General features: G+C 42.9%; 11 protein-coding genes, 2 tRNA genes and 2 rRNA genes. 6 read left to right on the forward strand and 9 right to left on the reverse strand.

Annotation, left to right across the window (positions count from 1 at the left end; genetic code table 11):
- Positions 1 to 154: 154 nt before the first annotated feature.
- The gene (gene cysQ, locus ACMVDV_RS12390) at positions 155 to 952 is read right to left on the reverse strand and encodes a 3'(2'),5'-bisphosphate nucleotidase CysQ (RefSeq protein ID WP_416158316.1); all 798 of its coding nucleotides are present in this window, start codon (positions 950 to 952) and stop codon (positions 155 to 157) included.
- Positions 945 to 1,517: an ADP compounds hydrolase NudE gene (nudE, locus tag ACMVDV_RS12395; RefSeq protein WP_304179604.1), complete on the reverse strand. Its 573-nt coding sequence runs from the start codon at positions 1,515 to 1,517 to the stop codon at positions 945 to 947. Before nudE ends, cysQ begins: the two co-directional genes overlap by 8 nt.
- 61 nt (positions 1,518 to 1,578) lie before the next feature.
- On the opposite strand from nudE, the gene yrfG reads away from it, so the two are divergent.
- The gene (gene yrfG, locus ACMVDV_RS12400) at positions 1,579 to 2,229 is read left to right on the forward strand and encodes a GMP/IMP nucleotidase (protein ID WP_416158317.1); all 651 of its coding nucleotides are present in this window, start codon (positions 1,579 to 1,581) and stop codon (positions 2,227 to 2,229) included.
- Here yrfG and ACMVDV_RS12405 read toward each other — a convergent pair.
- Positions 2,226 to 2,849, reverse strand: coding sequence for a dUTP diphosphatase (locus ACMVDV_RS12405; protein WP_304179599.1), 624 nt, complete (start codon positions 2,847 to 2,849; stop codon positions 2,226 to 2,228). The two genes, yrfG and ACMVDV_RS12405, sit on opposite strands and share 4 nt — an antisense overlap.
- Positions 2,850 to 2,969: 120 nt before the next feature.
- Here ACMVDV_RS12405 and ACMVDV_RS12410 point away from each other — a divergent pair, with 120 nt between their 5' ends.
- A complete protein-coding gene (locus tag ACMVDV_RS12410) occupies positions 2,970 to 3,611 on the forward strand; it encodes a peroxiredoxin-like family protein (RefSeq protein WP_416158318.1) in 642 nt (213 codons plus the stop codon).
- Positions 3,612 to 3,641: 30 nt separating this feature from the next.
- Here ACMVDV_RS12410 and ACMVDV_RS12415 read toward each other — a convergent pair whose 3' ends face one another.
- Both ACMVDV_RS12415 and ACMVDV_RS12420 read right to left on the reverse strand, forming a co-directional pair.
- Positions 3,642 to 4,010, reverse strand: coding sequence for a YacL family protein (locus ACMVDV_RS12415; RefSeq protein WP_145242569.1), 369 nt, complete (start codon positions 4,008 to 4,010; stop codon positions 3,642 to 3,644).
- Between the two features lie 111 nt (positions 4,011 to 4,121).
- The gene (locus ACMVDV_RS12420) at positions 4,122 to 4,346 is read right to left on the reverse strand and encodes a hypothetical protein (protein ID WP_416158319.1); all 225 of its coding nucleotides are present in this window, start codon (positions 4,344 to 4,346) and stop codon (positions 4,122 to 4,124) included.
- 327 nt (positions 4,347 to 4,673) lie between these two features.
- On the opposite strand from ACMVDV_RS12420, the gene uvrD reads away from it, so the two are divergent.
- The 4 genes from uvrD to ACMVDV_RS12440 all read left to right on the forward strand — a co-directional run bounded on the left by uvrD (position 4,674) and on the right by ACMVDV_RS12440 (position 10,903).
- Positions 4,674 to 6,839 (forward strand): DNA helicase II, encoded by a 2,166-nt coding sequence (uvrD, locus tag ACMVDV_RS12425; RefSeq protein ID WP_064668529.1) that lies wholly within the window; start codon positions 4,674 to 4,676, stop codon positions 6,837 to 6,839.
- Positions 6,817 to 8,910 carry a GNAT family N-acetyltransferase gene (locus ACMVDV_RS12430; RefSeq protein WP_416158320.1) on the forward strand — a complete coding sequence of 698 codons (2,094 nt, stop codon included), beginning with the start codon at positions 6,817 to 6,819 and terminating at the stop codon, positions 8,908 to 8,910. Before uvrD ends, ACMVDV_RS12430 begins: the two co-directional genes overlap by 23 nt.
- A complete protein-coding gene (locus ACMVDV_RS12435; protein WP_416158321.1) occupies positions 8,879 to 9,988 on the forward strand; it encodes an ABC transporter substrate-binding protein in 1,110 nt (369 codons plus the stop codon). The genes ACMVDV_RS12430 and ACMVDV_RS12435 overlap by 32 nt, the downstream gene beginning before the upstream one ends.
- Positions 9,989 to 10,054: 66 nt before the next feature.
- Positions 10,055 to 10,903: a chemotaxis protein gene (locus tag ACMVDV_RS12440; RefSeq protein ID WP_416158322.1), complete on the forward strand. Its 849-nt coding sequence runs from the start codon at positions 10,055 to 10,057 to the stop codon at positions 10,901 to 10,903.
- 213 nt (positions 10,904 to 11,116) lie between these two features.
- Here the strand turns inward: ACMVDV_RS12440 and rrf are convergent.
- From rrf to ACMVDV_RS12460, 4 genes are all read right to left on the reverse strand, one after another.
- Positions 11,117 to 11,231: ribosomal RNA gene (rrf, locus tag ACMVDV_RS12445) — 5S ribosomal RNA — on the reverse strand.
- A 195-nt stretch (positions 11,232 to 11,426) separates the two neighbouring features.
- Positions 11,427 to 14,311, reverse strand: a 23S ribosomal RNA gene (locus tag ACMVDV_RS12450).
- A gap of 305 nt (positions 14,312 to 14,616) precedes the next feature.
- Positions 14,617 to 14,692, reverse strand: a tRNA-Ala gene (locus ACMVDV_RS12455).
- Between the two features lie 112 nt (positions 14,693 to 14,804).
- Positions 14,805 to 14,881: transfer RNA gene (locus ACMVDV_RS12460), tRNA-Ile, on the reverse strand.
- Between the last annotated feature and the right edge of the window lie 28 nt (positions 14,882 to 14,909).

The raw sequence follows: 14,909 nt of genomic DNA on the forward strand, positions 1-14,909 counted from the left end.
CTCCATCCCGCGCCTGTAATTTCTTATTCAACAATTTCGCGTTATTTGCGAGCCTGTTTCGAAGAGAGCGCTATAGTATAGGAATCATATTATAATGCAACAGTTAAACTGCTTAAAGCTGTTCAACCGCACAAAAAGCAAACAAACAGGGTAATTAAACGGCTCTTTGATGCGGATTTATCATTTTTTGCCATTCCCAATCGGGGTGTCCCATTACAATGAAGTCAGGATTCTCTGTACTCTCACGTTGATTATAGGTCAGCGGATTAAACTCAGCATCAGTAATACAGCCCCCTGCTTCTTCAACAATTATTTGCGATGCTCCCGTATCCCACTCTCCAGTTGGCCCGATCCGTAAAAAACAATCAGCTTTACCTTCAGCGACAATACAGGCTTTTAAAGAACATGAACCAACAGCAACCGTTGTGAACTGCATATTTAAGTACTGACTTACTGCTTCAATCTTTTGGCGACGACTAACTGCCAAAGTTAAGTTATCTGGAGTGGCAACATTAATTTGTTGGTCTTTACCATCTATACGCTTAAATGCGCCATTTTGATAACTGGCAAAATAAGTGGTTGCTTTCGCAGGCCAATAAATCACCCCAAGCACTGGGCGATTGTTTTCAATCAAAGCGATATTTACAGCAAAGTCACCGCTTTCTAAAATAAATTCTCCAGTGCCATCCATAGGGTCGAGTAACCAGTAACGCTGCCAATCTTGCCTATCTGCTAAAGCAGGGATGGGTGTCTCTTCTGACATTATAGGAATATCTGGCGCCAGCGCTTTTAATCCAGCAACTAATACATCGTTAGCGGCTAAATCGGCTTTAGTGACGGGTGTGTGATCTGACTTTTCTTGCTGACCAATATCATCTTTCTTGTAAATAGCCATAATTGCAGCTCCTGCGCTTTGCGCAAGCTCAATACATGGCTCAAGTAATTCAATCATCCGCAGCTCCTGATTCTAAATACTGAGTTAATAATAGCAAAGCTGCAACACTTCGTGCTTCTGTGAAGTCTGATTGTTGCAATAATGACTGCCAATCAGTTAATGGCCACTTAACAACCACTAAAGGTTCTGGTTCATCACCAGGCAAGGTTTGCGGATAAAGTTGCTGTGCAAATAAAATGTGCATGGTGGCATTAAAATAACTTGGCGCCATAGACACCGTTTTCAGTGGCTGTAATTGCTCTGCGCCAAAACCCACCTCTTCTTTTAGCTCTCGATTAGCTGCTTGCTCTGGGGTTTCGCCAGGATCTATTAACCCTTTCGGAAAGCCTAGTTGATAATCATTGGTGCCAGCGCAGTATTCGCGTACCAACAGTAGTTCATTATCAGCCGTTACTGGCACTATCATTACAGCCCCACGGCCACCGCCGCGGATCCGTTCATATTGACGCTGTTCGTCATTTGAAAATTTTAATTCAAGTGATTCCACCGTAAATAATCTACTCTTAGCAACGACTTCGGTGCTAAGGATCTGTGGTGGTGTTGGGTGCTTTTTCTGTGTCATTGGCATTAATTTGCTATCATGGCAGTTAGTTCAATAATAAACCCTATAAGATGAAATTCCTATGCTAAATTGGTCGAAAATCGATACAGTGCTATTAGATATGGATGGTACTTTGCTTGATCTCCACTTTGATACTCACTTTTGGCTTACCGTGATCCCCGAACAGCACGCCATTGTACAAAACATCAGCTTGGCGCAGGCTAAAGCTGATATTCTCAAACGTTATCAAGCGGTCAGCGGGCAACTTCAGTGGTATTGTTTAGAGTACTGGGAGCAACAACTTAACCTGCCAATTCTGGAGTTAAAGCGTCAACACCAGCATTTGATCAAAGTACGTGAAGATGTACCAGAATTTTTAACTGCATTACGAAAAGCAGGTAAAGAGTTAATCTTACTGACCAATGCACACCCGGAAAGTGTGATGCTTAAATTTGAACAAACCAACATCGATAATTATCTCGATGGCGTGATCTCAACGCATCAATATGGTGTAAGTAAAGAGCACCAACCATTATGGCAGCAAGTACAAGCTGAGTTAGGTTTTAAGAAACAACGAACGTTATTTGTTGATGATAGTTTGGCCGTGCTAAATGCCGCTAAAGAATATGGTATTGGCCATTTATTGGCGGTTGCAAACCCTGATAGCAAACAACCGCACAATGAGATCAGTGACTACTTAAACGTGACCGATTTTCGTACTCTGCTCCCTTAGTTTTTCGGGTAACGAGCCTCTAAGCCTTGGTAAACAAGCTTTGCGAAATCAGCATGCTCAGTATCAAGGCTTTTAACCACCTCAACTAAATGCTCATTATCTTCTTGGCCATTCCACACTTTAATATAGCTACCCTCTTTATAACCATGATCTTGGCGGAAAAAGTTAAGCGTATTCTTACCAACATAGCCACGATATAAATCATCGATATCCATGCCTATTTGCGCCATACAACCAGCAAATGCCGCTGCATTAAAAGTTTTTTCTGCGACAGCTGATGCTGCTAGAGTCTCTAACGTTTGTTTGAAATCATCGCCTTGTTGCGGTGCGCTTAATTGTTGCTCAAGCTGCTTAGCTAGCTCCAAGTAGCTAGTCTCACCATCAATGCGTAGCGATAAACCAAAATGAAAAATATCAACCAGTTCTAAAATAACTTGCTCGGTATCTGGAGTTTGTTTTTTCCACCATTTCCAACCGTAATGATCAAGCATTTCTGCACATTCAACCCAAATAGCACGATACCATTCAAAGCCTTGGCTAAACCATTGCTCATGAACTTTGGTGTTCATCGCATTTTGCATTTCTAGCATCACCACTAGTTTATTTAAATTGGCAGACATATCTCTTCCAGTTACTATTTTAATTGCAGTAATAATACAGGTAAGTGAGATCTAATGAAATTATTTCTCCAATTAGCCTATCTTATATACCACACGTTTAAAAAATTATTAGAGACTTACATGTTAAAAGCAATCCTACGCGCTTGTTCATTCGCAATTACTGTATCAATGGCTACATCAGTGGCTGCTGCAACGGCTACAAATATTGCGGATCAGGCTGAAAAAGTTAGTCCATTGATGCCCGGCTTAACAGTGCCAGCAATCACACTGAAAGATAAAACAGGTAAAAATGTTACTTTAGCTGAACGTTTTGCTGAAAAAACAACGGTGCTTATCGTATACCGTGGTGGTTGGTGCCCATATTGCTCGAAGCAATTAGCGAATGTGCAAAAAATTGAAGCTGAACTCGCTGACCTAGGTGCGCAAATTATTGCAGTATCACCAGATAGTCCAGAAAAATTGGCTGAAAGCAAAATAGATTCACCAAATTATCAGCTACTTTCTGACGATAGCCTATTACTTAGCCAAGCGCTTGGTTTAGCTTTTTACCTTGATGATAAAACCGCGACTATTTATCGTAATAAACTAGGGGTAAATTTTGTGTCTCTTGATGGTAAGGCGAAGGTAGCCTTACCTGTGCCGGCAGTTTTTGTAATTGACCAGAAAGGTTTAGTGCATTTTCAGTACGCAAACCCTAATTATAAAGTTCGCCTTACTGAAAGTTTACTATTAGCGGCAGTAAAATCTGTATCTGAGCAATAGCGTAATTAGCAGAGGGCTTTAACCCTCTGCTTACCTGCCGGTGGTAAATTCTTGCCATGAATTAATCAGATCTACAAAATCTTCAAAACCACAGCCACTGCTTAAACCATTTTCTTCGAGCATCAGTTCATCATCTTGATAAGCAAATAAGTCTTCTGAGTCTTGGTGCAAGGCATGGGCTTCAAAAATGGCTTCATCTTTATTTAAAATCAAATCAATTTCTTGGCCCTGTAGCGTTAACGGCTCAAAACTACTTGATACTGAGGCTATTAAAGCCTGTACCATGGCAATTTTGTCTTTGCCGATCTCTTCATTTAACCAACGACCAATAACTGCATGTTCACTGCTAATTTTAATCCGCAGGCCACTGATTGGATCGCGTATAAATTGGTATTCCATAACTTTACCTAAATACAACTAATGCTCGGGATTATACCCTAGTCAGTGCTGAATAAATAAAGCCAGATACAAAAATAGCGCTAAAAAGCGCTATTCTTTTAAGTGACACAGCTACCGGTAAGATCTAAACCGAGCGGCATCAATGATTGCCCAAATATAGACTATAGGCAGCAATATAAAACCAATCGCAACATAAATAAGCGCGCCACTAATAACCCACGCTAGGAAGAAAGCAATTGCCGCCATGATCCGGCCTTGTACTAACTGCCCTAAACCTGGGAAAAATATATTACAAATCGCTGCGATCACATTACCGCCTGAACCTTGCTCTGCCATGTTAACCTCAATTATTAATTAAATTTTATTGTTATCTACTTACATTCTTCATGCCAATTATTTAATTATTAAAAATCAACAAGTTAAAAACAAGAGCCTTACTAAAAACTGGCTTAAATCGTGATTTTTACTAAATATAAGTCAAATTGGCGATGTAACTTAATACTGTTGTTCTAGCTTAGCTAAAAAATGGCTATAAATGAATCATTAAGTTTTTAAAGCCTTCAGAGGATCCGTTAAATTAACTGGTTATAAAAACAGTATTTTATTTAGCCTAACAAAAACACCTGTTATACTGCTTTTAATATTGATTGAAAAGGCGTGATGATGGACGTTTCAGAATTACTCGACGGTTTAAATGATAAGCAACGGGATGCAGTTGCTGCCCCACTTCAAAATATGTTGGTGCTGGCTGGCGCAGGCTCAGGAAAAACTCGAGTACTCGTTCATCGTATCGCTTGGCTCATGCAAGTAGAGCAAGCCTCTGCTTACAGTATTTTTGCAGTAACCTTTACCAATAAAGCTGCCAAAGAAATGCGAACCCGCGTTGAAGAGGCTCTTAAAGCCCCCGTCGGTGGTATGTGGATTGGTACTTTCCATGGCTTATCACATCGTATTTTGCGCGCCCATCACCGTGAAGCTAACTTACCAGAAGCGTTTCAGATTTTAGATTCAGACGATCAACTACGCATGATCAAACGCTTATTAAAAGCCATGAATATTGATGACAAAAAGTGGCCTGCGAAACAGTTTGGTTGGTATATCAGCGCCAAGAAAGATGAAGGCCTGCGCCCCAAAGATATCCAAGCTTATGACATCAATGAGCAAATGATGCTTAAGGTCTATACCGCTTATCAAGAAGCCTGTGACCGTGCTGGATTAGTTGATTTTGCCGAAATATTACTGCGTAGTTTTGAGGTTCTAAAAAACAATCCAACCTTACTACGTCACTACCAGCAACGTTTTGCTCATATGCTAGTAGACGAATTTCAAGATACCAACACCATTCAATATGCATGGCTTAAATTACTCGCCGGCGATACCAACAGCATTATGATTGTTGGTGATGATGACCAGAGTATTTACGGATGGCGCGGTGCAAAAATTGAAAACATCAAACGCTTTTTAACCGACTTTGAAGCCGAAACAATTCGCCTCGAGCAAAACTATCGTTCTACTGCTACTATTCTAAAAGCGTCTAATGCGCTTATTCAAAATAATTCAGACCGGATGGGTAAAAGCCTCTGGACCGATGGCAATGATGGCGAGCCTATTTCTGTTTATGCCGCTTTTAACGAATTAGACGAAGCCCGCTTTGTCAGCAGTAAATTGCGTAGTTGGCTCAATGCTGGTAATGCATTACAAGACGCTGCGATTTTATACCGTAGTAACGCGCAATCGCGGGTACTTGAAGAAGCCATGCTACAAGAAGGCTTAAAATACCGCATTTACGGCGGTATGCGCTTTTTCGAACGCCAAGAGATTAAAGACGCACTGGCGTATTTACGCCTTGTTGGCAATCGCCAAGACGATGCCGCTTTTGAGCGTGTTATTAACACCCCAGCCCGCGGTATTGGCGACAAAACCCTAAGCCATATTCGTGATTGTGCACGCAGTGAATCACTGCCGCTTTGGTACGCTGCAAAAGCCATTGTTGAGCAACAGCATCTATCAGGGCGTGCGGCTAGTGTTGTAACTAAGTTTGTTGAGCTGGTTGAGCACATTGAAGACAAAATTGGCGATCTCACGCTAGAAGAGCAAGCCAAATACGCGATTCAAACATCGGGCCTTATGGCTATGTATCAAGCTGAAAAAGGCGAAAAAGGCCGTGCTCGGGTAGAAAACTTAGAAGAGCTGATCAGCGCCTGTGGCCAATACGAACTCCCAGAAGATGAAGAGTTTAGCTCACCACTGCAAGGATTCTTGGCTTATACCTCCCTGGAGTCGGGTGATGGCCAAGCTGAAGAACATGAAGATGCCGTGCAAATGATGACACTGCACTCAGCGAAAGGCCTAGAGTTCCCGCTGGTATTTATGGTTGGTGTTGAAGAAGGCATGTTCCCATCACAGCAAAGTAACGAGGAATCAGGCCGCTTAGAAGAAGAACGCCGTCTTTGTTACGTAGGCATGACTCGCGCCATGGAAAAACTCTATATTAGCCACGCTGAAAGCCGTCGTCTTTATGGTCAAGAAAAATACCATAGCCCATCACGCTTTTTACGTGAAATGCCAGAAGATTGCATTGAAGAAATTCGTATAAAAACCCAAGTATCGCGCCCGCCTGCAGCTGGCCGATTTAGCTCATCGGTGAGTCATGCAGCATTTGAAGAAAGTGGCTTTAACTTAGGGCAGCATGTATTACATGCTAAATTTGGTATGGGAACAGTTATTAATTACGAAGGCAGTGGCGCTCAATCTCGCGTACAAGTGAATTTTGATGACTTTGGTAGTAAGTGGTTAGTAACTGTTTATGCACGACTGCAAGCTATTTAGTCCGCAATTAGCATCGTTCCTCACGCAACTTGCCTATGCAAAACATAGGCAACTGCTATTAGTTACTGGCGAGCAAAATTGGTGTTACCAGCAAGCCAATGAGTTACTTAAGCAACTGAACCACCCCCTGTGCAAGGTATTATCAGCCAGCCGTGAGCTCAAAAATAGTAGCTGGCCTGAACATACTCATCAGATCCTCGGCCAAGAATTTCAACATGTTATTTATGATGGCTTTAGTGGCTTAGCCCCAGATAAACTCGCCGCTCTCAGCGGCACAGTGCAAGCTGGCGGGTTATTTATTTTATTATTACCAGAGCTGGCTGATTTACAGCATTGGTGCGATCCAGCCCTCGAAACCTTTCAATCATTTGCGCAACAACGCCAGCACAGTTACTTTAATCAACGTTTAGCTGGTTTGCTTAGCGATAACTCACTACTGCATTTTAGCCAAACGGAAGGTTGGCAGCCGCCTCCTAAAGTGAGCCCCGAAACTGGTGTACTTTCACTTACAGAGCAACAGTATTGTGTTGAGCAAATAATTAAAACCGCAACGGGAAGAGCGAACCGGCCATTATTGATCACTGCTGATCGTGGCCGAGGCAAATCTGCGGCACTCGGCCTTGCAGCAGCAAAGCTTAGCGATAAAAACATTATTATCTGTTCACAACAATTTACAGCTCTACATAGCTGCTTTAAACATTTTGCAGCTATGCGAGGCTGTCATTATCAAGCACAACAAAAACAGCTCGCTAACTTACGTTATATTGCACCAGATCAACTATTAAATGAGCAGCCTCAATGCGATGTGCTGCTAGTTGACGAAGCCGCAGCAATTCCAGTGCCTATGCTTATCAAAATGCTTGCTCATTATCCGCGCATTGTATTTGCCAGCACTATGATTGGTTATGAAGGTAACGGCCGCGGTTATACTTTGCGCTTTAAACGTTATTTAGAAAAGCACTTCAAAAATATGCGCAGTGTTAATTTAGAGCTACCAATACGTTTTGCTCCAGCGGATCCTCTTGAACAACATATTTGTAAACTCTTAGCCCTAGATGCAGACTATACAAGTAGTGAGTTTAATAATGCGGCACTTGAGTTTAGCGAGCTGAAAACAACGGAATTGGCCCACGATGAAGCGCGACTTCGCCAAGTCATGGGCTTATTGTCGTTAGCGCACTATCAAACTAGTGTGAATGATTTACGCCACCTGCTGGATGCTACAGCACAGCGTATTTTTGTCTGCCAACAACGTGATACGCTTCTTGGGGTATGTTTAATTGCTATTGAAGGCGGTTTAAATACAACAATAAGTGAACAGATTGCCAGTGGCCAACGCCGCCCGCAAGGCCACTTAATGGCGCAAACCTTAGCGCAGTTAACCGTTGAGCCAAGTATACTCACCTTAAACTGCGCTCGTGTTGTCCGCATTGCTGTTGCACCATCGCACCATAACAACAAGATTGGTTCAAAGTTACTTGCGCATTGCGAGCAACAATTAACTGCAAGCTGCCATTGGTTTGGTGCCAGTTTTGGTGCAAATGCCAGCTTACTAAAGTTTTGGCAAGCGGCGGGCTTTAATCTAGTCAAACTAGGGTTCAAACAAGATAAAGCAACCGCAGAACATGCTACACTGGTACTAAAAAGTTTAAGTCGAGACAATACCTTAAACAGGCAACTAGAAAGCGAATTTCAGTCTGATTTTGCATTGCAACTACTCGATCATTTTAACCAACTAGATCAGCAATTAATCGAACAAGTACTTACAGCTTTTATGCCACAGCAGGTAGATCGCCACTTAGATAAACGATTAAAATCTTTATTAACAACAGACTATCAATTACACGCCATAAAACCTTTACTATGGCGGACACTTTGGTGCACACCTCGCAGCCTGTTAACCTGCGATGAAAATACCAAATGCCTTTTTATTAGGCTAATATTACAAAACTGGTCACCTCAAAAGACACAAACAGCTCTACAGATCAGCGGTAAAAAATCACTCGATAAACAATTAAAACAGGCTGTAACTAATTGGTATGAGCAATATTTACTTAAGAAATTACCTTAGTGTTGTTTTATTGCTGCTATTCTTTACCGGCCACTTTGCCTATGCCAAAAACAAACCCGTTATAAAACTAGGTATGTCTACCGCCTTAACCGGGCCTGCAAAACAAATTGGTGAACAACTTTACCAAGGTAGTAATGTCTATTTTAACAAGCTAAATAAAAGTGGCGGCATCAATGGGGCTCAAGTGCAGCTTATTGTTGCCGATGATGGTTACGAGCCAAGGCGAGCAGTTCGTAATACTCGTCACTTCATTTATAAAGACCAAGTCGATGCGCTATTTGGAGCCATGGGCACACCAACAAGCTTCGCGGTTTCTGCTCTGCTTGAAAAGTTACAAACTCCTTATTTAATGCCTTACAGCGGCGCCGAATTTTTGCATTATCAGCCAAAAATGAATGTGTTTAATCTACGCGCCAGCTATGAAGATGAAGCTGACGAACAAATAAAATACCTCGTCGAAGAAAAGAATCACAGTCGAATTGGATTGTTAATTCAAGCTGATGAGTTTGGCTTCGTAGTAGAGTCAGGGCTAAGAAAATCGCTCGCTAAATTTAACCTAAAACCAGTTAAAGTCGCACGCTTTCAACGTAATAGCCATGATATTGCAAACGCCCTAAAAACACTTAAAGCCAGTGGCGTGACTGCCATTAGTTTAGTAGGTACTTATAAGCCATTATCAGAGTTTATAAATAACGCCTATGAGCAACAATTTACCCCTGAATACACTAGCGTTTCTTTTGCTTCAAGTTCAGACCTATTTGCGCGGCTTAAATACCCTAGTGAAGTGATGGTCACCGAAGTCGTGCCAAACCCACATAAATGCAGCGCCTATTGGTGCCGTGAATTCTTACAAGATATGGCACTGGCCAATATTAACAAACCAAATCGCATCCACTTTGAAGGCTATCTGAATGCAATGGTATTTACTGCCGCGGCACAACGCTGCCCTCAACCACTGCAACATAATTGTTTGATGCAGCGCCTAAATATTATTTTCAGTGAAGATAAACAAATAAACGCGTTATTCATCAATAAAACTGATAAAAATAAACATATCGTCTACCGCTCTGTGCGGTAACAAAATAACTGCGTTTTCTAAATAATGTTCTATTCTTAATCTATCAATCTAGGAGATGAGGGCTGTATGGATTTAATTAATTTTAGGGTAGGCCAAAAGACGATTTCATTAAAAATTCTCGACATACTTTTAACTGAACGCTTTGAAGATAATTTAACCTCATTACCAAACGACAATAAAAGCTTTATTGGTGTTAAAGATTATATGGAAACCCCAACCCCGATCTTTGATTTAGGGATTATTCTTAATAAACAATCAACACAAGAAACCAATCAAGCATTGGTCGAATTATTTAGCGAGTGGCAACAAAAGCAACAACAATGGTTTGCTGCACTGGAAAATAGTATCAAGCATAATCAACCCTTTGCTCATAATACTGATGTTCAGCAATCAAATTTTGCAAAATGGTACAGTAACTTCAAAACTGAAAACGAAGATCTCAAAGCAATTATAGAGCGCTTTAAAATTCCCCACAGCCGACTATATATGCGTGCAAATAAGATAATTGAGTTAGTAAAACAAAGCAATATAACACAAGCGATGACTGAGCTGAACATAGAGCGCAACAGTAACTTCATGCAACTCATCAGATTATTTGAATCAGCGAAAGAACAGATCCTACTCGATCATAAGCCAATTATCATTTTTACCACTAAAGATGGTAGGAACCCTCACATCGGGCTATTGGTCGATAAGGTTGAAGATAATATCAGCTATAAAAAAGAAGATATCAAACCTTTAGATAAACTCACAGATGTCGGTTTTGATATTGATCCGCAGACCAAAAATATGATGCGAGGATTGATTAAACTTGAACATAAACATAGCGTACTCATAGACCCAAGTGCTATTTTCAGACCACAACACTTAATGCATCAACAGGCAGAAGAAACTGAAGAATATGGATTGTTTTAATTTGGAGCCTGGCGATGACGTAGTGCCCACAGCGGCAGAGAGCCACATACAAATGCGACACTATCATAGACCGGGGACATGCTAAGTGTGTTTTGTCGGACACTTACGTAATGACCGCCTAGCAACCTAGCGCCTAGGACCTAGGAACTAGAACCTTTCTTTTAAACAACAAAAAACCCGTCACATCGCTGTAACGGGTTTCTTTAATTTGGAGCCTGGCGATGACCTACTTTCACATAACAAATGCTACACTATCATCGGCGCTGTTTCGTTTCACTACTGAGTTCGGCATGGGGTCAGGTGGGTCCAAAACGCTATTGTCACCAAGCAAATTTGGTATTAATCCGCTCTTTCGAGCCAATTAATTAAAATTTGGAAAATGGCTGATAATTGTCTTCTTACAACTTAAAGCTTATCGCTTAAAGCTGTCAGTAAATCTACTTTAGTTGTCGCGATAAATCACGACCTACAATCTTAACTTCTTCGCTTGTTCAACTATCACATAAAACGCGTTTGGCGTTGTATGGTTAAGCCTCACGGGTAATTAGTACAAGTTAGCTTAACATATCACTATGCTTCCACATCTTGCCTATCAACGTTGTAGTCTTCAACGGCCCTTCAGAGACTTTAAAAGTCTAGTGAGAACTCATCTCGAGGCCTGCTTCGCGCTTAGATGCTTTCAGCGCTTATCAGTTCCGAACGTAGCTACCGGGCAATGCCATTGGCATGACAACCCGAACACCAGCGGTTCGTTCACTCCGGTCCTCTCGTACTAGGAGCAACCCCTCTCAATTCTCAAACGCCCACGGCAGATAGGGACCGAACTGTCTCACGACGTTCTAAACCCAGCTCGCGTACCACTTTAAATGGCGAACAGCCATACCCTTGGGACCGACTTCAGCCCCAGGATGTGATGAGCCGACATCGAGGTGCCAAACACCGCCGTCGATATGAACTCTTGGGCGGTATCAGCCTGTTATCCCCGGAGTACCTTTTATCCGTTGAGCGATGGCCCTTCCATTCAGAACCACCGGATCACTATGACCTACTTTCGTACCTGCTCGACGTGTCTGTCTCGCAGTTAAGCTGGCTTCTACCATTACACTAACCGTACGATGTCCGACCGTACTTAGCCAACCTTCGTGCTCCTCCGTTACTCTTTGGGAGGAGACCGCCCCAGTCAAACTACCCACCAGGCACTGTCCGTAACCCCGATTCAGGGGCCAACGTTAGAACATCAAAACTACAAGGGTGGTATTTCAAGGACGACTCCACAAAAACTAGCGTCTCTGCTTCAAAGTCTCCCACCTATCCTACACATGTAGGTTCAATGTTCAGTGCCAAGCTGTAGTAAAGGTTCACGGGGTCTTTCCGTCTAGCCGCGGGTACACAGCATCTTCACTGCGATTTCAATTTCACTGAGTCTCGGGTGGAGACAGCGTGGCCATGGTTACACCATTCGTGCAGGTCGGAACTTACCCGACAAGGAATTTCGCTACCTTAGGACCGTTATAGTTACGGCCGCCGTTTACCGGGGCTTCGATCAAGAGCTTCTCCGAAGATAACCCCATCAATTAACCTTCCGGCACCGGGCAGGTGTCACACCGTATACGTCATCTTGCGATTTTGCACAGTGCTGTGTTTTTAATAAACAGTCCCAGCCACCTGGTCACTGCGGCTCCAATCAGCTTAGAGAGCAAGTCTCATCACCAATCGGAGCGTACCTTCTCCCGAAGTTACGGTACGATTTTGCCTAGTTCCTTCACCCGAGTTCTCTCAAGCGCCTTAGTATTCTCTACCTGACCACCTGTGTCGGTTTGGGGTACGATTCGGTATAATCTGAAGCTTAGAGGCTTTTCCTGGAAGTATGGCATCAGCAACTTCATCACCTTAGTGACTCGTCTCGTGTCTCAGCCTAACAGCAACCCGGATTTACCTAAGTCACTAGCCTACTCACTTTCACATGGACTACCAACGCCATGCTTGCTTAGCCTGCTCCGTCCCCCCATCGCAATTATACCAAGTACGGAAATATTAATCCGTTTCCCATCGACTACGCCTTTCGGCCTCGCCTTAGGGGTCGACTTACCCTACCCTGATTAACATGGGATAGGAACCCTTGGTCTTCCGGCGTGCGGGTTTTTCACCCGCATTATCGTTACTCATGTCAGCATTCGCACTTCTGATACGTCCAGCATACCTCCCGGTACACCTTCAACCGCTTACAGAACGCTCCCCTACCACTCATCCTAAGATGAATCCGCAGCTTCGGTGCATAGTTTAGCCCCGTTACATCTTCCGCGCAGACCGACTCGACCAGTGAGCTATTACGCTTTCTTTAAAGGATGGCTGCTTCTAAGCCAACCTCCTGGCTGTCTGGGCCTTTCCACATCGTTTCCCACTTAACTATGACTTTGGGACCTTAGCTGGCGGTCTGGGTTGTTTCCCTCTTCACGACGGACGTTAGCACCCGCCGTGTGTCTCCCGGATAGTACTTTACGGTATTCGGAGTTTGCAAAGGGTTGGTAAGTCGGGATGACCCCCTAGCCTTAACAGTGCTCTACCCCCGTAAGTATTCGTCCGAGGCTCTACCTAAATAGATTTCGGGGAGAACCAGCTATCTCCCGGTTTGATTAGCCTTTCACTCCTAGCCACAGGTCATCCCCTAACTTTTCAACGTTAGTGGGTTCGGTCCTCCAGTTGATGTTACTCAACCTTCAACCTGCCCATGGCTAGATCACCGGGTTTCGGGTCTATACCTTGCAACTATTCGCCCAGTTAAGACTCGGTTTCCCTACGGCTACCCTAATCGGTTAACCTCGCTACAAAATATAAGTCGCTGACCCATTATACAAAAGGTACGCAGTCACCCAACAAGTGGGCTCCTACTGCTTGTACGTACACGGTTTCAGGTTCTATTTCACTCCCCTCACAGGGGTTCTTTTCGCCTTTCCCTCACGGTACTGGTTCACTATCGGTCAGTTGGGAGTATTTAGCCTTAGATGATGGTCCACCTATATTCAGTCAAAGTTTCACGTGCTCCGACCTACTCGATTTCACTTAAAATGCATTTTTATGTACGGGACTATCACCCTGTATCGTGGCGCTTTCCAGCGCCTTCCATTAACACATAATAAGCTTAAGGGCTGTTCCGGTTTCGCTCGCCGCTACTTCCGGAATCTCGGTTGATTTCTTTTCCTACGGGTACTTAGATGTTTCAGTTCTCCGCGTTCGCCTCGTTAACCTATGTATTCAGTTAACGATACCTGCAAGCAGGTGGGTTTCCCCATTCGGAAATCCTAGTCTCAAGTGCTTTTTACTAGCTTGACTAGGCTTATCGCAAGTTAATACGTCCTTCATCGCCTCCAACTGCCAAGGCATCCACCGTGTACGCTTAGTCACTTAACCATACAACCCAAACGGGTCTTTGTTTCGTGACAGTTTAACTTCGCCAGAAGTTAATATTGAATACTAAAGTAGATACCAATCAACAAACGTAAACGTTCATTAAATGGCACTGAATGATACTGCTATCATTCTTTTTTACTTTTGAAAACTCTGTACAAATACAAATGTATTCATACGAATTTTATTATCAGCTTTTCCAAATTTTTAAAGAGCAAGAGATTAAAAAACTTCTCAAAATTAAACACACTCTATTCTCAGGCTTTTTAAGGACCCGATAAAGAATATTTATTTTTAAGAAGTAAAAGTGGTGGAGCTAAGCAGGATCGAACTGCTGACCTCCTGCGTGCAAGGCAGGCGCTCTCCCAGCTGAGCTATAGCCCCACATATGCTGGTACTTATTGTTTGTATACCGACTTCTTTTTAAGACAAAGCGTAAGTTGAGGCCGTTTAGTTCACTAAACAACGAAGCTTACAACGCAGTATTAAGAAGAAGTGGTGGGTCTGAGTAGATTTGAACTACCGACCTCACCCTTATCAGGGGTGCGCTCTAACCAACTGAGCTACAGACCCAAACAATAAGTGTTTGTTCTCTTTACAA

Source organism: Pseudoalteromonas sp. ASV78, from assembly GCF_047806705.1.
GTDB lineage: Bacteria > Pseudomonadota > Gammaproteobacteria > Enterobacterales > Alteromonadaceae > Pseudoalteromonas > Pseudoalteromonas prydzensis_A.

What these genes read in the sequence shown, in the direction of transcription:
- ACMVDV_RS12440 (WP_416158322.1), top strand. Translation starts at nt 10,055, where the DNA reads ATGGATTTAATTAATTTTAGGGTAGGCCAAAAGACGATTTCATTAAAA.
- ACMVDV_RS12435 (WP_416158321.1), top strand. Translation starts at nt 8,879, where the DNA reads ATGAGCAATATTTACTTAAGAAATTACCTTAGTGTTGTTTTATTGCTG.
- ACMVDV_RS12420 (WP_416158319.1), bottom strand. Translation starts at nt 4,346, where the DNA reads ATGGCAGAGCAAGGTTCAGGCGGTAATGTGATCGCAGCGATTTGTAAT.
- ACMVDV_RS12430 (WP_416158320.1), top strand. Translation starts at nt 6,817, where the DNA reads ATGCACGACTGCAAGCTATTTAGTCCGCAATTAGCATCGTTCCTCACG.
- cysQ (WP_416158316.1), bottom strand. Translation starts at nt 952, where the DNA reads ATGATTGAATTACTTGAGCCATGTATTGAGCTTGCGCAAAGCGCAGGA.
- ACMVDV_RS12410 (WP_416158318.1), top strand. Translation starts at nt 2,970, where the DNA reads ATGTTAAAAGCAATCCTACGCGCTTGTTCATTCGCAATTACTGTATCA.
- yrfG (WP_416158317.1), top strand. Translation starts at nt 1,579, where the DNA reads ATGCTAAATTGGTCGAAAATCGATACAGTGCTATTAGATATGGATGGT.
- nudE (WP_304179604.1), bottom strand. Translation starts at nt 1,517, where the DNA reads ATGACACAGAAAAAGCACCCAACACCACCACAGATCCTTAGCACCGAA.
- uvrD (WP_064668529.1), top strand. Translation starts at nt 4,674, where the DNA reads ATGGACGTTTCAGAATTACTCGACGGTTTAAATGATAAGCAACGGGAT.
- ACMVDV_RS12415 (WP_145242569.1), bottom strand. Translation starts at nt 4,010, where the DNA reads ATGGAATACCAATTTATACGCGATCCAATCAGTGGCCTGCGGATTAAA.
- ACMVDV_RS12405 (WP_304179599.1), bottom strand. Translation starts at nt 2,849, where the DNA reads ATGTCTGCCAATTTAAATAAACTAGTGGTGATGCTAGAAATGCAAAAT.